This is a genomic window from Chryseobacterium sp. RU33C (assembly GCF_900156015.1).
GTDB classification, from domain to species: domain Bacteria; phylum Bacteroidota; class Bacteroidia; order Flavobacteriales; family Weeksellaceae; genus Chryseobacterium; species Chryseobacterium candidae.
Genome location: NZ_FTMT01000013.1, coordinates 34,301 through 55,401 on the forward strand (window position 1 = coordinate 34,301; position 21,101 = coordinate 55,401).

Here is a 21,101-nt window from a genome sequence, read left to right on the forward strand (position 1 = left end):
TAAATATACCTTTATTGAAAACTTTATTCATTGGCATCAGCTGCTTTATCTCTTCCTTTTTTCTCGCCCAGCAGAAAGAAGAGTTCAGGCTTGTAAAGAGTTATTATAACCAGCACAGAAATATGCTGAATAAAGAGTTTAAAAAGAAATTTGATGCCGAATCCAATACGGTAAAAAAAGCAGCGATAAAAGGAGACTTCCTTTTTTTCATGAAAAAAATGGACAGCATTGAAAACAATGCTCTGATCGGAGCTTTATTAAAAGTCAGAAATCTGGAAGACCTTCAAACCATCAAAAACACCACATTCACCTCATCTGAAAAGTTTGCAGATGCCGAAAAAATCGCAGATTATCCCGGAGGCATCAATTCTTTGAGGCAGGAAGTTGCCAATCTGCTGTACGTAGACGGGGTATATTCTGAAGAAAAGATGGTAAAAACAGATGTCGCTTTTATTGTAGAAAAAGATGGAACTGTCAGCAATGTTCATGCGCAGGGAAATAATTTCACCTTCAACAGGCAGGCAGAAATAGCCCTGTATTCTCTGACCGAAAAATTTTCTCCGGCAATGCTGAAAGGCGATCCTACTATTTACCGTTTTAAACTTCCTTTAACTTTAACGATAACGGATTAATGAAAAAGTATTTCAGCTTATTTCTGTTTTTTGCACTTAATTTTTATTTTTCACAGCAGACAGAAGGCCTCAGAATTATTAAGGCAAAATACGATATTCAGATTCAGAATATAGAAAATAATTATGCAGATGCGATTAAAGGTACGAACAGAGTTGAATGCAGAGTCTATTTTATTATAGAAAAAGACGGAAGTATTACTTCTGTAAAAGCCTCTGGCAGCAATGAACAATTTAACAGGCAAGCTGAACTCTGTGTATTACTCACGGAAACCCGCAACCAGAAACGGACAGCCGGAAAGGGCTTTTATGAACGTTCCATTAGCATTAAACTTTGATTAAATAGATGTTTACAGACGAATATTACATGAAAATGGCTCTACAGGAGGCAGAAACCGCTTTAGAAAAAGATGAGGTTCCTATCGGATGCGTGGTGGTTTCAAACAACAGAATTATTGCAAGAGCCCATAATCTCACCGAAACACTGAATGATGTTACAGCCCACGCAGAAATGCAGGCCATCACCTCCGCAGCCAACTTCCTGGGAGGAAAATATTTAAAAGACTGTACGCTGTATGTTACGATGGAACCTTGCGTCATGTGTTCAGGCGCACTTTCCTGGTCTCAAATCTCGAAAGTAGTGATTGGAGCACGGGATGAACAAAGAGGTTTTATCAATAAACATCTTTCTCTCCACCCGAAAACAGAAGTTATTACGGGAATCATGGAAGCGGAATGCTCTTCTATTGTTAAAGAATTCTTTAAAAGTAAAAGATAATTAAAAACAAAAGCCAGAGGATATTAATATTTTCTGGCTTTCAATTTTATAACCACAAATGCCTTATATTCAGCCTTTTAAGATGCAATATCTCACCAGATCAAAATATTCTCCGTCCTTTTTCACTTCTTTTATGAGAACAGCCTCCTGCTCCATTCCTATCTTCTCCATAATTCTTCCGGACGCGGGATTGTGAAGGAAATGAGTGGCAAAAATTTTATTCAACTTTAATTCATTAAGACCAAAATCTATTATCGCTTTTGCGGCCTCAGTTACATATCCTTTATCCCAGTAAGGAATTCCTATCCAGTAGCCAAGTTCAGCTTTATCATCATCTCTGTCATGCAGCCCAATAGCTCCCATGATTTGACCTTCTTTATTCCGGATAGCAAATGTGTATCCGGTATTGTTATCAAAAGCTTCTTTTGACATTTTCACCCAGGATATCGCATCATTTTCCACGTATGGATAAGGAATATTAGAGGTAAGATCAGAAAAAATTCTGTGCTGAAGATATTCAACTATAGAAGAAATATCTCTTTCTTCCAGCTGGGAAAGAGTCAGCCTTTCTGTTTGTATGACGGGAAATTTTTTCATTATGTTAACAGTAAGATTGAGGAACTAAAGTATCGGCTGGATTCAACCTCAACTTTAACCATTTAAATTTATAAATCTTTTCCGAGGAAATAAAGACCTTTCAGGGTGTGAAGTCTGTCCATCACATGAATCTTATCCGTCAGAGGCTTATATACGTGAGAAACACCTCCTGTTGCCACTACAAAACAATCGTCATTCACTTCCTCATTAATGCGGGTTACAAAACCTTCTACCATCCCAAGAAAGCCATATACCATTCCGCTTTGCATACAGGTTACCGTATCCAATCCCAGGACAGATTTTGGTTTTTTCAGTTCGATATCCGGAAGTTGTGCGGTCTGGTTGATCAGCGAATTCAGAGACGTAACAATTCCCGGAGCAATAATGACTCCTAAAGTTTCCCCTGTTTCAGCTACACAGCTTGCGGTAAGAGCCGTCCCAAAATCTATGACAATCTTTTTTCTGTTCGGGTACAAATTGTGTGCTGCCACCAGGTTTGCGTAAATATCTGTTCCCATCTGTCTGGATTTCGCCTGAACTCCCGAAGGTGTTGACCTATCAACAATCACAGGATTTGTTCCATGAATTTTTTTGATGCCGGAGCTCATTACTTTGGTAAGCTGAGGTACTACGGATCCGATAATTACCTTATCAATCTCTTTGGGATCAATTTTATAGGTCTGATACAGCATCAGCATCTGTACATAAAGCTCATCTGCTGTTCTGTAAGGTTTTGTATTGATAACCCACGAAATATCACAATTATCCCCATTGAAAAGACCAAATCTGATATTGCTGTTTCCTACGTTTATTACAATTGAATTCATTGACATATTTTTCAGAAGAAATTCATTACATAAATTGAAATCCCGCTTATTTTTGAGGCACTAAATTTAATGATTTTTATAAAAAAAACCTGCCAATCTCCCATAAATTACAATGATCTCAATACTATCATTGACAGAATTCACATCACACAAAACAAACCGTTGGTATCCTGTACAAATCCTCCGGAAGTTACAAACACAGATATTTTAGCCTTCCGGAGACCTCGAGAGGTTTAAAACAGGCTTGCGGGAGCCTTCCGGAGATCTCCGGAAGGCTCCCGCAAGCTGGGGGGGAATCAACTGAGCCCTCCGGAAAGCTCCGGCCTATTCATTTGTAACAAAATGAGATATATTGTACCATGAAACATCCTCGTAAAATATCATCTGCAGCATATCTAAAGGTTAAAATTATTTTTTCAGGAAAAGGGTATTGTTAATTGATTAAAAAAAATTATTCTTGCAATAAGATTTTAAAAATGCAAAAAATGATTAGAAATTCAAAAGCTATAATATGTTTTTTATTTATGCTTATTAGCTTTAGTTGGAATGCACAGTCTCATTATACATTTGATTATAAATTTCTCATAAAAAGCAATCTCAGCACAATAGATAAATCACAATTCCTGATAAATTCTGAAAATCCAAACTATGTTATGTATCAATATCATGACAAAGCAGTAAAGATATTTGATCATGAAAATAATGAAGTTATAGTACTTAATCACAATACAGAATTCAACAGGAATATTTATAAATTTATTTCTTCTCAAAAATTTAACCCTCAAAATAGATTTATAGCTGATGATATTATCATTGAAGAAAAAGGAGATCATCAATATTTAATAGAATGTTACCAAGCTATTGAAAATAGAAAAACGAAGATTAAGCTAACTGTAAAATTAAAGCCCTGGGATAAAGATTTAATTCGATTTTATTTTTCAGATCTGGATGATGGCCTCAATAAAAGACTTGTTGAAAGTTTAAAAGAAAAACTGAATGGAAATTATAATTTTATTATTGAAAGCTATACCATAAATTATGGAAAAGGATACAGATTCAGCCATTCAATAGAAAACCTGGAAGAGATCAGGTTGAAAATAGTATTATAAAAATTAAAATAGTAAAACCCGCAGAGGGCTCTGTGGGTTTTACTATGTTTCATTCTGAAAAGATTGACTAAAAAAACATAAAGGCAGCTATCTAGTATGGATAGTTTTTTATGTAGATTATTTTACCTCAACAAAATTATTTTCCATATTCACATCTGCAATTCTCTGGCTGAAATCAATCCCCAGAACAGATAACTGAGATTTTGTGTAAGGAATAGTAAGGGTATATTCTTTCTGTGTCCAAGGCCAGTAAGGCATTGTTTTAAGATCACCATAAATATCCTTTTCTTTCCATGTATGAGTCATATTCATTGGAATCTGATACGTAACGATCTTCTTATCCGCAGTCATCACTCCAAAATCAATAGGCATTGGAACCTGACCATTATTAACCAATGTAATAGTAGTAGAATTGGCATCATATTTTACATCTTTGATTCCGTAATCGATTGTCTTTGTTGTATTGATCCAATAGTTATGGAACCACTTCAGATCCATTCCGGAAACCTTTTGGGCAATATGAAGGAAATCCCTGTCTGAAGGATGTTTCATACTCCATTGGTCATAATATTGCTTTAAGGTTTCTGCAAGATTCTGCTCTCCCATAATGTACCCAAGCTGCACCAGATACAGTTCACCTTTCACATAAGATGCATAGGTGTAAGCTGTTCCGTTATCATGGTGATCACCTAACCAGACTGCCGGTTCTTCAATTCCTTTTTTAATAAAATCTCTGTAAGCATCCAGTGTTTTAGCAAAAGGATTTGGCAGATCTTCAGGGAATAGCTGATACATGGTATACCCTTCCGCATAGCTTGTAAAACCTTCATCCATCCATGGACGCACAGATTCGTTAGTGGCAAGCATCTGCTGATACCATGAGTGAGCGCCTTCGTGAGCCATTAGCCCCATTAAATCTTTAATATTTTTAGCTTCTCCCAGAATCATGGTACACATCCCGTACTCCATTCCTCCATCACCTCCCTGGATAAATGCGTAGCTAGGATATACATATTTTCCAAAGTGAGCATTCATAATCTGGAAATACCTGGTAATATAAGGCTGTGATTCGCCCCACACTTTCGTTTTATCATTTTTCTGATACACCAGATATACTTTCGGACCTTCCGGAACATTGAAGCTTTCTACCGAATAATCTCTGTCTGCACTCCATGCAAAATCAAGAATATTTTTTGCAGTCCATCTCCAGATTGCCTTTTTATCTTTTTCTGTTTTTATTTTTGCATTAACATCATAACCTTTTACTTCTGCAGGGTTCTCCAGGATTCCTCCTGCTCCTACTACATAATCTTTGTTGATTTTAATGGTAACATCAAAATCGGAGAACGGCGCATGGAATTCTCTTCCCAGATAATCAAAAGTGGCCCAGCCGTCATAATCGTACTCAGCAATTTTCGGATACCACTGCGTCATGGTCATATCTACTCCTTCTCTGTTGTTTCTTCCGCTTCTTCTGATCTGCATAGGAATCACAGCATCCCAATCCATTGTAAACGTAGTGGTAGAATTTGGCTTGACAGGTTCTGCCAGATATACTTTCATAATGGTTTCCTGAACTTCAAATTTCAGATCTTTCCCATTTTGTTTAATCCAGTGAATATTCTGAGCACCTTCCTGGTCTTTAGGAATGGAAGCAAGTCTTGAAACACCGTCTTTCTGTAGTCTTCCGTCACCATTTTTCCCTTGGGAAGCCACTCTCTGATCCATCATAGAATTAGGTTTGAAAGCATTCCAGTATAAATGAAAATAAACAACATTCAGCTCATCCGGCGAATTGTTGGTGTATTCTAAAGTTTGTTTTCCCTGATAGGTAAATTTTTCAGCATTGACATCAATATCCATCTTGTATTTCGCAGCCTGCTGATAGTAAGCTCCTTGCTGAGCCTGAAATTGTGAAATGATAAACGCAAAAATGATTGCAGCCGATTTTCTCATTTAAAATTTTATTTTTTCTAAAGGTAGGTAATTTAAATAAAAGCCTCAAATAGGAGTTATTCTGAGGTTTTATTCTGTTTGTTATGGTTATAGATGGATTTTGATCTGAATTGTTAAATTTCTTTCTGAGTTTTCTTGAAATAATTCTTGTCAAGGTTTGAAATCTTGACAAGAATCACTGATACACGGCTTTTCAAAGGTGCTATATTTATTTTCAGGCGTTTTTTAATAATTTCTTAATTAAAGTAATCTGTCCCAGATGATAATAGCTGTGTTCAATCATTCCATCGATATTTCTTCGGTAGGTTCCGTATTTTTCATCAACAAAAACCTCATCAAGTCTGGAATCAGGCATTTGTTCTAATAATAATGCAAATTTTTCAGAATCTGCCCAGAGTTTATTCAACAGCTCTTCCCATTGTTGCTGAGATTCTATGGCTGGAAGATCAAAACTGAACTGATCTTTGATCTCAAGCCCGCCGCCTTCAAAAACATTAATAATGCCTGCAATATAATAATCAATATGAAAGGTAAGCATGGCAATGGTATTTAAAGAATCTACTTTTGCAACCGCCTGTTCCCAGGTAACATCTGAAAGCTGATCTTTAAAATTGGTATTGGCGATCCAGAAACCATCCAGCATAACTTCTCTGAATCTTTTGGCAAGTTGTGAAATTGAGCTCATGGATATTTATTTATGTATCCTAAAGATAGGTTTTTATTTAAATACAAATTTCACCAATGAAAACCACTATTCTAAACACAATAAAATAGTGCAATTTGTGCAAATAAATTTGTGATATTCGTGTTTAATTAATTACAAAAAACCTCAAATACAAAAGTATCTGAGGTTGATATTATAATTTTAAATTACAATTATTTTTTTGCAGAAGCTTCTTTCTTTCCACTTCTTAAAATCTTTTCAAGAATTCTTAAAGTGATCAGATAGGTTGGCTTTACTCCCGTAAGCCCCAACCCTCCTGAAGACAATGTACTCCCTGTTTCCAGCGGATTATCTGAAGCGTAATAAGCATACATTACAAACAGGTCCGGTGAAATGTGGTGTCTGATCTTAGAGGCTACCTGAATGGCTTTCTGGTAATGCGCTCCTTCCATTTCAAGACCTATTGCTTTCCATGAAGTATTCATAAAATACAAAAGAATATCTTTATTCTGAAGAGAAGTACCCAGAACGGTAATCATAGGACCTTCAAAAGCTTTTAATTCATCATCTTTGAAATCTTCCAGTTTTAAAGCATTTTCAAAAGGATAGTTATCTGCAGTTCCTTCAAAAATATGGGAAGTAGGAATCATAATATCTCCTTTTTCTCCGGTAAGAATTCCGGCTTTACCCATAATGGAAACAGATTTTACATGCATCATATAGACTTCTCCTTTATGTTCAAAAGGACGAAGCAATTCATCCATTACTTCAAAAGCCTGCTCTCCGAATGCATAATCAAAAACCATTACCACATCATCTCCTCCGAACTTGCAGTCTGCAAATGGGGTATTCTTTAGATCTGTTTTGCTGAGGTCTATGATTTGTACATCTATATTACTTCCGCTCTTGTCCGCAATATGGATCATTCCTTCCTCCAAAGCATATTTTAAAACCTTATCACGAAGTTCTTTTTTGTTCGAAATCTCTTCGTACAATTTATAATCCACCTCATGATGCTGCTTCTTTTTAAGGGCATTATTGGCATACAGCATATTTTTCACCGAGTGCATATTGGCAGAAATAATGTGCAACGGACGCATGTGAAGATTGTTTTCAAATAAAACCTCTTTCACTTTGTTGGCCCATTTTTCACCAAAATAATGGTGACCTACTCTTTCTTTTAATATAGAACTGAAATGAATTTCTCTTTCTCTGCTTCCTTTGGCATCATCAAGACTTACTTTTGCCAAGTTGTAAATGATTTTGAACAGACGGTCAGGATTATGATCATCACCGAAAGTATTGTAAGCTCTCAACGTTTCATCAAAAGATCTTCCTATTAAAGAAGAAAGATGAATAAGCGCTACTTCTTTTTCTTTTCTGCTGAATTTCTTTTCACCTTTCACTACTTCTTCAATAATTTTGAAAGCACGTGTCGGCTTCCAGTTTTCATCCTGAATGAATGCCAGATTACGGATTTTGTCAGCTTCTATAAAAAGGAAAGTAAGGTGGGTAAGAATGTCATAAATTTCGGAACGGCCCAAAAGAACCTCAATATTCATCTGGTGTTCGTCTATTCTATAGCAGTTTCTTCTTCTTTTCTTAGGGACAATAGGTTCGAAACTTCCTTTATCAAACCCTTCATCAGATGTAAGGTGAATAAAAGCGCATTCTTCAATTCCTTCCGGAAGTCTGTCCAGCACATACATCAAACCGTCCAGTTCCAATTTACTTGGAATATTCATGGTTCCATAAATTTCCGGATTGATGGTCTTTAACAAACTTCTGATACTTTCTCCTGAAACTCCGCCCGGCTTGAAAAATCCTCTATAAAACAGGTGTCTCATAGAGATGTATAGTCTTTCAATAGCCTCTGTTGTTTCTCTTGCTCTAGAATTTGTCATAAAATAAATTTCACACAAATATACAAAATCTCTGCTCAACTTATTTTAAGCAACCTTTAAGAAAACACTTAAAATAGTGTGAGTTTGCTATTAGAAAAGGGACGGGAAATTTAAATCCTTTTATCCTGGCTGTATGAAAATTTACGAAAAAGCATTTTCCTGAAAAGTAAAAATCAATCTATCCAATTGTTCCGGGATCAGCCATTTAGATATTAAGGCTTTGAGGTTGTGCCACAGCAGGAGAATTCATAAGTATAAAACCTTTAAAGAAATTGCCAAAAGGGGCCTGTTTTTCTGGGGTGATTTTACAGTTTTAAACTTCATGTTTTTTACCAATGACAAAGGCTGAATTATTGATTGTATAATCACTGCTGCAACTTTAGATGAACAGAAATCCACGGCAATATAAAAACTTTACGAAAAATATATGAAAACAAAATCTTTAACCTGAATGTTCGATGCCTATGTGCTGCGCAGAAGAGTTACTATGGAAACCATCTTTGATCAGCTTAAAATATTATCAGGTACAGCATTTATGACACAGAAGTATAGCCCAATTACCTCAATACTATTTTTTCTGCACAGATAATATCCAATTTCATTAAAAAAAGCTTTCTCTAAAAAACAATTCTGCAGATACTAAACAGATTTATTTATTTTAATAGTTATACCGAACTCTCTTGAAATTATTTAACAATATCGCTGTAAAACAAAATAACCAGAAGTAATATTCACACAAAACTGCAATTTATCATTTCAGTTTAATATTTTTTTAATGATATTCATTGTGTATAATAAAGATTTTCATCTAAATAAAGAGGAATTAATAGTGGTTATATTTCATGTTTTTTTACATTTGCAAAAAACACATTTATTTATTTACTGAATTGCCACGGCAATTAAAAAAATCTATTCTTCACAACGACTATTAAAGTTTAATGGATAGATTATTATTTTTTTGAAACATTTAACTTGTAAATTAATAATAATTATGATGAAAAAAACCTCTACAATCTACAAATGGGCATTTTTACTTATTTGCTTATTTCTTAACAACAAAACCAAAGCTCAAATTTACACAAGCACGTATGATGGAATTAGTTATTCCTCTAACCAACCAAACAATTTGAATATAGTTTATTTTGTAGCAAATAATGTCCCATTAGATCCAACTTATAAAACACGTCTAAGTGCTATAATGCTTTGGGGACAAAATTTTTATAAACAAAATATGATAAGTAATGGATATGGTGCCAAGGCATTTGGCCTTTTTAGAGAAACGGCGAATCCTAATAATGTTAAAATTATTTTGATTCATGGAAGCCAACCCCTTTCAAGCTATCCTTATACCGATTCTGGTTTAATGCAAAATGAAGTAAATACTTATTTTGCGAATAATCCAACACAAAAAACCAGTGAGCATACACTTGTGATTGCAGCCGTTCCAGATCAGGCTACCGCAAACGTTCCTTTTTATGGCGTAGGCAAAACTTGTTTTGCACTTGATTATCCACAATTTAATATTCAATATGTGGGTACCAGTACTTATGAATTTTCTAAATGGTTTGGGGGAATGATGCATGAACTTGGACATGGCCTTAATTTGCCACATAGCAGGCAAACCAACTCCGAAAACTTGAATCCAAATAAAGGAAAGAACCTTATGGGTCCAGGCAATTTAACATTAGGAGCTTCACCAACATTTATTAACAGAGCAGGATCTGCTATACTTAATAACTGCCAAGTATTTACCTCTGCTCCAGGAGGAACTTATTATAATAATCATAATGCAGGACTAACCTCTCTCCACACAACATATAATAATGGCATTCTTACTGCCTCAGGTTCATTTCAGTCTGACAGGCCTGTAACAGATATAAACATTTATCAAGATCCACACCCAGCACCACATAGTGTTGGAGGTGAAGCTTATGAAAGAAAAGCATGGTCGGTTCCACCGGTTGGAAACACATTTTCTGTAAACATGCCGGTAAGCGAATTAGAAATAACAAACGGACAATATAATTTACAAGTAGAACTTGTGCTTCAAAATGGAGAAACAACCTTTGATTATTATCCTTTTTCATATATAAACGGAATTCCTAATATTAATGTCCATTTTGGCACTTTAGCCACTCTGGAGACAGATTCTTTTTATAATAATCAAAGCATATATCCAAATCCTGTGACGGACGACCTAAATATTAATCTAGGTTCTGCTAATGACAATTACAATATAGAAATTATCAATACTTTAGGAGAGGTAATACACAAGACCGGCACTTCAAAAAAAACAATCAAAATATCATTATCTACCCTGCCGGCTGGTATGTATATTGTAAAAATAAAAAATTCTTCCAGTAATAGCGGTAAATCTTTCTCTATTATAAAAAAATAGTTCCTGATATTATTTTATAAAGGCTTGCAATTTTGCGAGCCTTTTTAATATAAACAACAAAGACTGATTCAAAAAAAAAAAAAAAAAACCATACACACCCCTAAATTTTTTAGGGTTAAAATATTTCCGATTCATTTTTTTTGTAAATTTGCCCTGTAAAAATTAACCCAATTATGTCAACCTTAAGATTCAAAGCATTAGAAACCCTTCCATTTAAGGATTTCAGAAAAGACAACTCTGTTGAGATCCCTGCAAAATTATCAGAGCTATTCTGTAAAAATGTTTTCTCAGAAGAAACAATGAGAGAATATTTAACAAAAGAAGCATTCGGTTCCATCATGGATGCAATTAAAAAAGGAACTAAGATCCAGAGACATATTGCAGATCAGGTAGCTGTAGCAATGAAAGACTGGGCAATGAGCAAAGGGGTAACCCACTATACTCACTGGTTTCAGCCTTTAACAGGTACTACTGCAGAAAAGCACGATTCTTTCTTTACACCCATTGAAGGAGGAAGAGCAATCGAAAGATTCAGCGGAAATATGCTTATACAACAGGAGCCTGATGCATCATCTTTCCCTAACGGAGGTATCAGAAATACCTTTGAAGCAAGAGGTTATACAGCCTGGGATCCTACCTCTCCTGCATTCATTATGGGAACTACATTATGTATTCCTTCTATCTTCATCTCTTATACAGGAGAAACGTTAGATTATAAAGCACCTCTTTTAAGAGCTTTGAACGCTGTGGATGAAGCGGCAACGAATGTAATGCAGTATTTTGACAAAAACGTAACTAAGGTAACGCCTACTTTGGGTTGGGAGCAGGAATATTTCCTTGTTGATTCAGCATTATACCAATCACGTCCGGATCTTGTATTAACAGGTAAGACATTGTTGGGACATTCTCCGGCAAAAGGACAGCAGCTGGACGACCACTATTTCGGTTCTATTCCTACAAGAGTAATGAACTTCATGAAAGAGCTGGAAATCGAATGTATGAAATTAGGGATTCCTGCAACAACAAGACATAATGAGGTTGCTCCGAACCAGTTCGAGCTTGCACCAATGTTTGAAGAAGTAAACGTTGCGGTAGACCACAACTCTCTGTTGATGGACATCATGGCAAGAGTAGCGCACAAGCATCACTTCCACATTCTGTTCCACGAGAAACCATTCGCTGGAGTAAACGGAAGCGGAAAACACAACAACTGGTCTTTAGCTACAGATACTGGTGAAAACCTGTTAAGCCCGGGAAAGAATCCAAAGAAAAACTTACAGTTCCTGACATTCTTTGTTAACACCATTAAAGCGGTTCACGAATATGCAGATCTTTTAAGAGCAAGTATCGCTTCTGCAAGCAATGACCACAGACTTGGTGCCAACGAAGCGCCACCAGCAATTATTTCCGTATTCATCGGAAGCCAGCTGTTCAGTGTATTGGAAGAACTTGAAAAAGTAACCAGCGGAAAATTATCACCGGAAGAGAAAACAGAATTAAAATTAAATGTAGTTGGAAAGATTCCTGAAATCCTTTTAGATAACACAGACAGAAACAGAACTTCTCCGTTTGCATTTACAGGAAATAAATTTGAGATCAGAGCGGTAGGTTCTTCTGCAAACTGCGCAGAGTCTATGACCGTAATGAATACTATTGCTGCTAAACAGCTTAATGACTTTAAGAAAGAAGTTGATGCTTTAATTGAAACGGGTCTTAAGAAAGACGAAGCGATCTTTAATGTATTGAGAGAATACATCAAGCAGTGTAAAAACATTATGTTTGAAGGTGACGGATATTCTGATGACTGGGCAAAAGAAGCTAAGAAAAGAGGATTGAACAACCTTAAGACAACTCCTGAAGCTTTAAAACAGGAAATGGATAAGAAATTCTTAGATCTTTATGAAGAGATGGGAATTTTCAACCACAGAGAAGTAGAAGCAAGAAACGAGATTAAATTAGAGAAATACTCTACTGTAATTGATATTGAAGCTAGAGTGTTAAGTGATATCGCCAGAAACCACATCATCCCTTCTGCATTAAATTATCAGAACAGATTAATTGAAAACGTAAAAGGTCTTAAAGATATCTTTGGCGATAAAGAATTCAAAACGCTGGCAAAAGAGCAGATGAGTTTAATTACAAGCATTTCTGAAAATGTTTCTAAAATCAAGCTTGGGGTTGAAGATCTTATCAAAGCCAGAGAAGCTGCAAAAAGCATATCAGACAGCCAAAAACAGGCAGAAAACTACTGTAACAAAGTAAAACCATTATTCGATCCTATCAGAGAGGCTTCTGATGCATTGGAAATGATGGTTGACGATGAGCTTTGGCCAATGACAAAATACAGAGAAATGTTATTTACAAAATAACGTCCTGTAAAGTTCCATATTAGTTTAAATTCCTCGGTTTTCCGGGGAATTTTTTTGTTTTGTTAACAGCATAGAAAATCAAGACATTGAATCACAAAACCCGATATATAGAAGAAAATCGAAGAAGTTTGTTAAAGAATCTTAATAAAAAAAACCGCACACTTACCAAAAACAGGCTGTTGCGGTTTATTTTTCTTTAACATATGCAAACTATATGTTAAAATGTGTTAAAATAAGATTCTGACAATTATCATATCAGGGGTCTTTTGCTTGGAATATCTACTTTTGTATTGCTTTTGAAAATAAATATTCCTTTTTAACACGGATAATCAAATATATATGAAGAAAAGAGTTTTGTTTTATTTAGTTGCTTTAGTCTCTACAGTTTCATTGCAATCGTGTGCTACAAATTATGTGGTTTCAAAACCAGCAACTTACACAAAAGAATACAAAACAGATGCCAAACTAGCTTCTATAGATTACAAAAAAATGGAGCAGGATAAGCAAAAACTTATCGACTCATTCCTTGCAGAAAAGGCGGCATCTATCGCTAGTGCTAAAAAAGCAGTTAAGAATTCTGAGATTGCAAAAGCAATCAAACATAATAAAACCATTGACGGTATCCTTGAAGAAGCTGAAACATACCTTGGGACTCCTTACAGATACGGAGGGACAACCAGAAACGGTATCGATTGTTCAGCTTTTGTTCTTTCTGTATTCGGGGCAGCAGCAGGTCTTAGCTTACCCAGAGTAGCGGCTTCTCAGGCTCAGGAAGGTGAAAGAGTAGAAAAAGGAGAACTACAGAAGGGAGATTTGATCTTCTTTTCCCATGGAAGAAGAATTTCTCACGTAGGTATTGTAGAAAGTGTTTCTGAAGAAGGTGAGATTAAATTTATCCACGCAGCAACATCAAAAGGAGTAATGATTTCTTCACTGAATGATTCTTATTGGGGACCTAAATTCAGATTCGCCAAGAGAGTGATCAACGAAGAAGGAGAAACTTATAATAACCTAGCTGCCTCTACTCCGGCTACACCAGCAAATTTTTAATTTTATAAATAATTGATTTAAATAATGAAGCCATCAGAATTCTGATGGCTTTTTTATATGTGTTATTTCTTCTAATTTCCTAACAAAGCCGTGAGTGAATATAGACTAAAGAGAAAATCGGATTAAAACCGCTTTTATTAACTTAATACTGAAGTTTTATAAGTAATCATTTCTTAACCGAAGACGTCAGCTGTCCTTATCAATTTCAATATCTAACTTATACAACAGTCCATAGATTTCAGAAAGAGAAAATTTAGCTTTTTTAAGCCTGTTTAAGGCAGGATCTATTGAATAATTAACCGATGTCCGGAAATCTGCTTTTTCCAGGTTTGTACCATCAAAAACAGCGCCTGAGAGATCGCAGTTACCGAAGACTGCATTGGACAAATCACATTCACTAAAATCTACCTCAATCAATTTGGAATTTCTGAAAACGGTTTTCTTAACAGATGTCTGATAAAAAAGCGAATTATTGAGAGCACTTCCATCAAACATAAAAGATAATCCGAAGGCATTACAATCACCGAACTGAAGGCCAAACATCTTACATTCTTTGAAAACAACCTCATGAAAAGACGTTTTTACCAATTTCGCCATACTGAGATTACACCCTGAAAATTCACAGTCTGTAAAGCTGAAACCGGATAGATTTCCGTATTCAAAATTACAGTTTCTGAACGTACAGTTTTCGTACCCGCCCTTTTCTATTTGAGAAAGGTCGGTATTTTCAAAATCCTTATCCAGGACGTAAGCTTCTTTCATGTTTTATGTTTTATGTTTTATGATACGACAATATACCCTGCAATCTGCAGGTTTATCAAATGGGTAAATACTAGTTTTTTGAGAGTCCTTTTAACTCCAAAACATTACACCAAACTGTTCTTATCCGAATAATTAAGTTTAAAGAAAATAAAAGTCATCATAGAGAAGGCCAGTAAAGAACTTCCTCCATAACTGAAATAAGGAAGCGGAATCCCTACAGTAGGAAAAAGCCCCATAACCATCCCCAGGTTGATCGAAAAGTGCATCAACAGAATAGAAGCAAAACAATACCCAAAAACACGGTTAAAAGTAGATTTCTGCTGTTCAGAAAGATAATAGATTCTTCCTATGTAAACCAAATAAGCTAGCACCAGAAGAGCACTTCCAACAAAACCCCATTCTTCCCCAACCGCGCAAAAAATATAATCTGTCTGCTGCTCCGGAACAAATTTACCCTGAGTAACTGATCCTTCACGATATCCTTTTCCCCACAGTCCACCGGAACCGATCGCTGTTTTGGAATACAACAGGTTGTATCCCGAAGTATCCCTGAATGCCTTTTCCCCTTTGTAAAGAACCTCAATTCTTTCTCTCTGGTGCTTAGGAAGTTTTTCTAAAATATAAGGAGAACCGAAAGCCAGTCCGCACAATAAAAGAATGGAACCTGCAATTCCTGAAATTGAAATAACATCCCAAGACATTCTATGATAATTCATTACAATAAGAACTCCTGCAATCAATAACACTGCAATCGTAACATAAATAGGAGGAATAGCCAGAGAGATCAGAAAAACTCCGGCAAAAACAAATCCTATACCGAATAAAAGGCCGCTCAGTCCTTCTCTATACAAAGCAATGAAAAATGCAATAAATACTAGCATGGAACCTACATCCGGGATAGCAAGAACTACTGCTGCCGGAATACCAATTATGGCTAAAGTAGTCCACAAAGACTTCTTGTTTTTAAGATTGAAATCTGGGCCTGAAACATAATTAGCCAGCATTAAAGCTGTTCCTATCTTTGCAAATTCTACAGGCTGCATGGTAAAACTTCCGAATTTATACCAGTTCTTCTGCCCCAGGATCTCTTTACCAAACGGGAAAAGTCCTATGAGCAGCAATACGCCGCCAATATAAATAATCCCTGCCATATTCTCAAAGAATTTACTTCGGCTGAAAAAGATGATAAGCCCCACAAATAATGAAATACAGAAAAAAACCAGTTGTTTTTCTCCCAGTTTCTGGTCCACACTGTAAATATTTGCAATGGCAAAAATGCAAAGCAGGAAGTACAGCCCAAGGCCCAGTTTATCTATTCCTTCTGTCCATTTCATTGCTTCACAGTTTTTTTAGCAGTGTTATTCTTTTTGGTTTCCTCTTCTATCTTCTTTTGCAGTTTTGCTTTTTGCTGTTTCACCTGCTCCAGACTATCCTTTATTCTTTTCTGTCTGATTGAGTCAGGTTTAGGATCAATATATAAGCCTTTACGTTTCAAATCTGCAATCCACTGCCTTTTGTATTCAGGCATGAAACTCGATGTGATCATTTTTTTGTAAAGATGTTCTCTTTTCAGATCACCTGTAATATACTTTTCAGCAATCACTGTACAGGCTGGTCCTGCCCAGGTAGCTCCAAATCCGGCATGCTCCATTACTGCTACCACAACAATTTTGGGTTTATCAGCAGGAGCAATTAATACAAAGATGGAATTATCCTTTCCTTGCGGCACCTGCGCTGTTCCTGTTTTTGCTAATTGTGTAAAATCATTGGATTTCAATCCTCTTGCAGTTCCTCTCAGCACTACAGCTTCCATTCCTTTCAATACCGGTTCGAAATGCTTCGGATCAACTAATGTCTTATGTTTAACCTTAAATCTTGGATCTGGATTGGGTTTCCCATCAATTGCTTTTACGATATGAGGAGTATAATACCATCCTCTGTTAGCAATAGCCGCTACATAATTGGCCAGCTGAATAGGAGTTACCAAAACATCTCCCTGCCCCATTCCATTATAAATAGCACCGGTAGACATTTCATCCCAGTTTTTAAAATCAGTTCTCTGGGAACCGCTTGCCTTCATGATTGCTTTAAATCTTTTTTCGTAAAAATCTCCTGAAGGTATTCTTCCTTTTGCCCCGACAGCAAAGTCATTATTTAAAAATTCTCCGACTCCGAAGCTGCTCATTATTTTTTTCCACTCATCAACACCTTTTGAAGGATTTCCCGGATATTTTTTGATAATGGCAATAAATGCGTAGGTGAAAAAACAGTTACTGGAAACCTGAATGGAAGGAATAAGCGGATCTGCTCCACCATGACCTTTAATTCTTTTTCCTTTATAGAAAAATCCTCCTCCACAAGGAAAGATTGTTTTCTCATCCATCACTCCCATCTGCATTGCCGCTAAAGCGGTCAGTAATTTGAAAGTTGATCCCGGGGGATATCCTGCCTGTAAAGAACGGTCAAAAGTAGGTTTATTTTCATAAAGCGTATCTTTTGAAAGGGCATATAAGTTTTTTGATTTATTAGGTCCGGTAAAAAGGTTGGGGTCAATATCCGGTCCGGTTGCGGCTACCAAGACTTCTCCATTATTAGGGTCTAAGGCCACAATTGCACCATGTTTGTTCACCAGCATTTCTTCTGCTGTTCTCTGAAGATCGTAATCAATGGTTAATGTAATATCTTTACCCGTAATCACATCTTTATCTAAAGCACCGTTCTTATAGGAGCCAATATTCCGAAGCCTGATATCTTTCTGGATATATTTCACTCCTTTTACTCCACGAAGTTCTTTTTCGTAGGATTTTTCAACCCCTGTTTTTCCAATAAAATCTCCCGGTAAATAGTAGAGAGAATCTTTTTTAATATCTCTTTCGTTTACCTCACTGGTATAACCGAGAAGGTTTCCTGATGTGGAAACTTCGTACTGACGCTGAGGTCTTGATACAATATTAAATGCAGGATATTTAAAAATAATTTCCTGAACTCTTGCAATATCTTCTCTGCTGAGGTCTTTAATGAAAGTCATCGGCGTCAGCTTAGAATAGTATTTTTCCTTTTTGATAGTATTGACTTTATTGATAAAATCCTGTTTTGTAATTTTCATCAAACTACAGAAAGCCAGAGTATCAAAATCAGGTTTCATCAAAGCCTGAGTAAACGAAATTTCATAAGCAGGCTGGTTACCCACCATGATTTTACCATTTCTATCAAAAATAACCCCACGCTGCGGAATGACGTATTCTGTTTTAATGGAAGTATTCGCTGCATTTAATGCATAACGGTCTGTAAACAACTGCAAATATGAAAGCCTCGCCACAAAGATCAGGGCGATGATAACGAGGATGGAAAAAATTTTTAAATAACGTGTGTTCAAACTTTTTGTTTGATTTTAAATATTAATGCGTAGATGACTATAAAGATAAATGAAATTACACTTGTCACCAACACATTAAATAATATTTCAAAAAACCTGCTAAACTTAAAGAACTCGATATACTGTACTAGAAGCTGATGCAGGAAAATACTTGAAAATAAAAACAGCAAAAACTGCGCCCATTGAAGGGACTGAAAAGAGAAAAAGTCCGTAGACGTATCTGTGGAAGTCCTGAATATCAACGTTCTGAAATAGGCAATTAACGTTGTTGCAAATGCATTGATTCCCCAGGAATAGAGGAAGCCGTCAATAGACAGCCCTATTAAAAAGCTCAGTCCCAGGAACTGAAATTTATTTCTGAAAAACGGATAGAACATAACAAACACAGGATATAATACCGGAGTATATTTCCCTAAAAGTGTAATCCTGTTCAATACAAAAATTTGTAATGCCACAAGAAAGATCATGATCAATATATCGGTAAATAAAGTCCTGCTAATCATTTTCCTTTTTTATTACAGCCTGTAGAGTATCCTGAATCTTCTGCACTTCTGCTTTCTTAAGATTCTTCACTACATACACTTTATTCAACGCTCCCATTTTTTCACTCAGCTCTACGGAAATATCCCAGAAGCCGGTTTTATTGTCTACAGAATATCCTGCAATAGTCCCGATTGTTACTCCTTTAGGGAAAATAGCAGATTTTCCGTCTGTAACAACAGTATCACCCACTTTCAGGGCTACATATTTTGGGATATCCGCCAGGTGCATGACCCTTGAATTATCTCCATTCCATGTTAAAGTACCAAAATACCCTGAGTTTTTAAGTGCTGCATTAATTCTGATCTTGTTTACACTTAATACTGATTGAACCAATGCATAACTGTCTGTAGAATTGATTACAATTCCCGCAATACCTCTTGGTGCCATTACTCCCATTTGAGGAAAGACTCCGTCTCTGCGTCCGCGGTTGATTGTAAAGTAGTTGTTTCTTCTGTTGATACTGTTAAAAACAATCTCTCCATCAACAAAAGTATAGATCTGCCCGCCACCAATAGTATCATGAACTCTTTTGAAAACCGGATTTTTCTCTCCGTCTTTTCCATAGAGTTCAGTCATGAGGGCTTTATTCTGAACCACAAGATCTTCATTGATCTGTTTTAGCTTCAGATAAGAAACTCCTTCATCAATATATCCGGAAACCCAGGAATTAAACGCAGCCGTTTGACCTGCAATCCAGGATCTCTGCATGGCATTTCTTGAGAATATCAAAACCAGAGCAATAATTTGCAGGAATATAAAGAAGACGAAAAGAGTATTCTTCGAAAATAATCTCAGCAAAAATCCCATTCAGATATAAAGTCGTAAAAAGTTAAAATTATTTAATTAAGAAATTGAACTTATCCATATTCTTAAGGGCAATACCTGTTCCGCGAACTACAGCTCTCAACGGATCTTCAGCAACAAATACAGGAAGACCTGTCTTTTTGTGAATTCTGTCCGCAAGACCTCTCAATAATGCCCCGCCTCCAGCAAGATAAATACCTGTTTTGTAGATATCCGCGGCAAGTTCCGGTGGTGTAAGAGATAATGTTTCCATTACAGCATCTTCAATTCTGATGATTGATTTGTCTAATGCTCTTGCAATCTCTTTGTATCCAACCATAATTTCTTTAGGCTTACCAGTAATAAGGTCTCTACCCTGTACCGGGATATCTTCGATATCTACATCAAGATCTTCTACTGCAGAACCTACTTCAATTTTGATTCTTTCTGCGGTTCTTTCTCCGATATAAAGGTTATGGTGAGTTCTTAAGTAATAAGCAATATCATTGGTAAACACATCTCCGGCAATCTTCACAGATTTATCACATACAATACCTCCCAAAGCTACTACAGCAATTTCCGTAGTACCACCACCTATATCGATGATCATATTTCCTTCAGGCTTTTGAACGTCAATCCCAACCCCAATTGCAGCTGCCATTGGTTCGTAGATTAATCTTACTTCTTTTGCATTTACTTTCTGAGCAGAGTCTCTTACTGCTCTTTTTTCAACTTCAGTAATACCAGAAGGGATACAGATTACAATTCGTAATGCTGGTTGAATGAATTTACCTTTGATTCCGGGAATTTTCTTGATGAATTCCTTAATCATGTGTTCAGAAGCGTGAAAATCAGCAATAACTCCATCTTTCAAAGGACGGATGGTTTTGATATCCTCGTGAGTTTTACCTTGCATATGCTTAGCCTGTTCCCCTACAGCAATGGGTTTACCCGTAGAACGTTCAATTGCAACAATTGACGGTTGATCTATAACAATTTTATTATTATGGATAATAAGGGTATTAGCCGTTCCCAGGTCTATCGCAATTTCTTGCGTAAACATATCAAATAAACTCATATTTTTCTTCTGATTTTAAGAATACAAAGATATAAATTTAAGACTACTAAAGAAATTTCCCAACAACTTAATTTGGTTAAAATTTTATTAAAATTTATAATTCTTTATTAACTTTCAATTTAGACATTTACAGAGTTTGATTTCAACTAAAATTAATGGGATATTAAAAGGGTTAAAAAGCGAAATAACGGAAGGATAAAAAGACCAGAAATCTGCACAAACAAGATCAAATAAAATAAAGAACATTAACAATCATGATCAAAATAAGCAATTTTATC

At 36.0% G+C, this 21,101-nt stretch carries 19 protein-coding genes; 8 read left to right on the forward strand and 11 right to left on the reverse strand.

Translation table 11 applies throughout. The annotated features are described in order from the left end of the window. Positions 1–14 precede the first annotated feature (14 nt). Genes BW946_RS12115 through BW946_RS12125 form a run of 3 tightly spaced genes read left to right on the forward strand, consistent with a single transcriptional unit; the run spans position 15 to position 1,407 of the window. Positions 15–632, forward strand: coding sequence for a hypothetical protein (locus tag BW946_RS12115; RefSeq protein ID WP_228402566.1), 618 nt, complete (start codon positions 15–17; stop codon positions 630–632). Then, on the forward strand, positions 632–967 hold the full coding sequence (locus BW946_RS12120) for a hypothetical protein (protein ID WP_076596436.1): 336 nt from the start codon (positions 632–634) through the stop codon (positions 965–967). The genes BW946_RS12115 and BW946_RS12120 overlap by 1 nt, the downstream gene beginning before the upstream one ends. A gap of 8 nt (positions 968–975) precedes the next feature. Then, positions 976–1,407, forward strand: a complete 432-nt coding sequence (locus tag BW946_RS12125; RefSeq protein ID WP_076596437.1) for a nucleoside deaminase — start codon at positions 976–978, stop codon at positions 1,405–1,407. Positions 1,408–1,476: 69 nt separating this feature from the next. Here the strand turns inward: BW946_RS12125 and BW946_RS12130 are convergent, their stop codons facing one another. Continuing rightward, positions 1,477–2,004: a GNAT family N-acetyltransferase gene (locus BW946_RS12130; RefSeq protein ID WP_076596438.1), complete on the reverse strand. Its 528-nt coding sequence runs from the start codon at positions 2,002–2,004 to the stop codon at positions 1,477–1,479. A gap of 68 nt (positions 2,005–2,072) precedes the next feature. Next, positions 2,073–2,831, reverse strand: coding sequence for a type III pantothenate kinase (locus BW946_RS12135; RefSeq protein ID WP_076596439.1), 759 nt, complete (start codon positions 2,829–2,831; stop codon positions 2,073–2,075). A gap of 485 nt (positions 2,832–3,316) precedes the next feature. On the opposite strand from BW946_RS12135, the gene BW946_RS12140 reads away from it, so the two are divergent. Next, entirely contained in the window at positions 3,317–3,940 is a 624-nt protein-coding gene (locus BW946_RS12140) for a hypothetical protein (RefSeq protein WP_136521236.1), read from the forward strand. Between the two features lie 117 nt (positions 3,941–4,057). Here the strand turns inward: BW946_RS12140 and BW946_RS12145 are convergent, their stop codons facing one another. The 3 genes from BW946_RS12145 to BW946_RS12155 all read right to left on the reverse strand — a co-directional run bounded on the left by BW946_RS12145 (position 4,058) and on the right by BW946_RS12155 (position 8,464). Beyond that, on the reverse strand, positions 4,058–5,896 hold the full coding sequence (locus BW946_RS12145) for a M1 family metallopeptidase (RefSeq protein ID WP_076596441.1): 1,839 nt from the start codon (positions 5,894–5,896) through the stop codon (positions 4,058–4,060). Positions 5,897–6,110: 214 nt separating this feature from the next. After that, positions 6,111–6,581, reverse strand: a complete 471-nt coding sequence (locus BW946_RS12150; protein WP_076596442.1) for a DUF1572 domain-containing protein — start codon at positions 6,579–6,581, stop codon at positions 6,111–6,113. 191 nt (positions 6,582–6,772) lie between these two features. After that, positions 6,773–8,464: a DUF6909 family protein gene (locus BW946_RS12155; RefSeq protein WP_076596443.1), complete on the reverse strand. Its 1,692-nt coding sequence runs from the start codon at positions 8,462–8,464 to the stop codon at positions 6,773–6,775. A 172-nt stretch (positions 8,465–8,636) separates the two neighbouring features. Here BW946_RS12155 and BW946_RS21900 point away from each other — a divergent pair, with 172 nt between their 5' ends. The 4 genes from BW946_RS21900 (at position 8,637) to BW946_RS12175 (ending at position 14,281) form a co-directional block, all read left to right on the forward strand. Further along, complete coding sequence (locus BW946_RS21900) at positions 8,637–8,813, forward strand: transposase (protein WP_083688865.1); 177 nt, start codon at positions 8,637–8,639, stop codon at positions 8,811–8,813. Positions 8,814–9,455: 642 nt separating this feature from the next. After that, on the forward strand, positions 9,456–10,862 hold the full coding sequence (locus tag BW946_RS12165; RefSeq protein ID WP_076596444.1) for a T9SS type A sorting domain-containing protein: 1,407 nt from the start codon (positions 9,456–9,458) through the stop codon (positions 10,860–10,862). Positions 10,863–11,035: 173 nt separating this feature from the next. After that, positions 11,036–13,231, forward strand: a complete 2,196-nt coding sequence (locus BW946_RS12170) for a glutamine synthetase III family protein (RefSeq protein ID WP_076596445.1) — start codon at positions 11,036–11,038, stop codon at positions 13,229–13,231. 339 nt (positions 13,232–13,570) lie between these two features. Continuing rightward, on the forward strand, positions 13,571–14,281 hold the full coding sequence (locus BW946_RS12175; RefSeq protein WP_076596446.1) for a C40 family peptidase: 711 nt from the start codon (positions 13,571–13,573) through the stop codon (positions 14,279–14,281). Between the two features lie 186 nt (positions 14,282–14,467). Here BW946_RS12175 and BW946_RS12180 read toward each other — a convergent pair whose 3' ends face one another. The 6 genes from BW946_RS12180 to BW946_RS12205 form a co-directional block, all read right to left on the reverse strand. Continuing rightward, positions 14,468–15,043, reverse strand: a complete 576-nt coding sequence (locus BW946_RS12180) for a pentapeptide repeat-containing protein (protein WP_076596447.1) — start codon at positions 15,041–15,043, stop codon at positions 14,468–14,470. 104 nt (positions 15,044–15,147) lie between these two features. Beyond that, positions 15,148–16,377, reverse strand: a complete 1,230-nt coding sequence (gene rodA, locus BW946_RS12185) for a rod shape-determining protein RodA (RefSeq protein WP_076596448.1) — start codon at positions 16,375–16,377, stop codon at positions 15,148–15,150. After that, positions 16,374–18,419, reverse strand: coding sequence for a penicillin-binding transpeptidase domain-containing protein (locus tag BW946_RS12190; RefSeq protein ID WP_076596449.1), 2,046 nt, complete (start codon positions 18,417–18,419; stop codon positions 16,374–16,376). The genes rodA and BW946_RS12190 overlap by 4 nt, the downstream gene beginning before the upstream one ends. Beyond that, the gene (locus BW946_RS12195; RefSeq protein ID WP_076596450.1) at positions 18,416–18,922 is read right to left on the reverse strand and encodes a rod shape-determining protein MreD; all 507 of its coding nucleotides are present in this window, start codon (positions 18,920–18,922) and stop codon (positions 18,416–18,418) included. The genes BW946_RS12190 and BW946_RS12195 overlap by 4 nt, the downstream gene beginning before the upstream one ends. Beyond that, positions 18,915–19,769, reverse strand: a complete 855-nt coding sequence (gene mreC / locus BW946_RS12200) for a rod shape-determining protein MreC (RefSeq protein WP_076596451.1) — start codon at positions 19,767–19,769, stop codon at positions 18,915–18,917. The genes BW946_RS12195 and mreC overlap by 8 nt, the downstream gene beginning before the upstream one ends. A 28-nt stretch (positions 19,770–19,797) precedes the next feature. Next, positions 19,798–20,823: a rod shape-determining protein gene (locus BW946_RS12205; protein ID WP_045491741.1), complete on the reverse strand. Its 1,026-nt coding sequence runs from the start codon at positions 20,821–20,823 to the stop codon at positions 19,798–19,800. Positions 20,824–21,101: the final 278 nt, after the last annotated feature.

Coding starts and splice junctions, on each gene's coding strand:
- BW946_RS12150 (WP_076596442.1), bottom strand. CDS start 6,581: ATGAGCTCAATTTCACAACTTGCCAAAAGATTCAGAGAAGTTATGCTG.
- BW946_RS12125 (WP_076596437.1), top strand. CDS start 976: ATGTTTACAGACGAATATTACATGAAAATGGCTCTACAGGAGGCAGAA.
- BW946_RS12140 (WP_136521236.1), top strand. CDS start 3,317: ATGATTAGAAATTCAAAAGCTATAATATGTTTTTTATTTATGCTTATT.
- BW946_RS12195 (WP_076596450.1), bottom strand. CDS start 18,922: ATGATTAGCAGGACTTTATTTACCGATATATTGATCATGATCTTTCTT.
- BW946_RS12180 (WP_076596447.1), bottom strand. CDS start 15,043: ATGAAAGAAGCTTACGTCCTGGATAAGGATTTTGAAAATACCGACCTT.
- BW946_RS12120 (WP_076596436.1), top strand. CDS start 632: ATGAAAAAGTATTTCAGCTTATTTCTGTTTTTTGCACTTAATTTTTAT.
- BW946_RS12135 (WP_076596439.1), bottom strand. CDS start 2,831: ATGAATTCAATTGTAATAAACGTAGGAAACAGCAATATCAGATTTGGT.
- BW946_RS12170 (WP_076596445.1), top strand. CDS start 11,036: ATGTCAACCTTAAGATTCAAAGCATTAGAAACCCTTCCATTTAAGGAT.
- mreC (WP_076596451.1), bottom strand. CDS start 19,769: ATGGGATTTTTGCTGAGATTATTTTCGAAGAATACTCTTTTCGTCTTC.
- BW946_RS12145 (WP_076596441.1), bottom strand. CDS start 5,896: ATGAGAAAATCGGCTGCAATCATTTTTGCGTTTATCATTTCACAATTT.
- BW946_RS12130 (WP_076596438.1), bottom strand. CDS start 2,004: ATGAAAAAATTTCCCGTCATACAAACAGAAAGGCTGACTCTTTCCCAG.
- BW946_RS12155 (WP_076596443.1), bottom strand. CDS start 8,464: ATGACAAATTCTAGAGCAAGAGAAACAACAGAGGCTATTGAAAGACTA.
- BW946_RS12165 (WP_076596444.1), top strand. CDS start 9,456: ATGATGAAAAAAACCTCTACAATCTACAAATGGGCATTTTTACTTATT.
- BW946_RS12175 (WP_076596446.1), top strand. CDS start 13,571: ATGAAGAAAAGAGTTTTGTTTTATTTAGTTGCTTTAGTCTCTACAGTT.
- BW946_RS12205 (WP_045491741.1), bottom strand. CDS start 20,823: ATGAGTTTATTTGATATGTTTACGCAAGAAATTGCGATAGACCTGGGA.
- rodA (WP_076596448.1), bottom strand. CDS start 16,377: ATGAAATGGACAGAAGGAATAGATAAACTGGGCCTTGGGCTGTACTTC.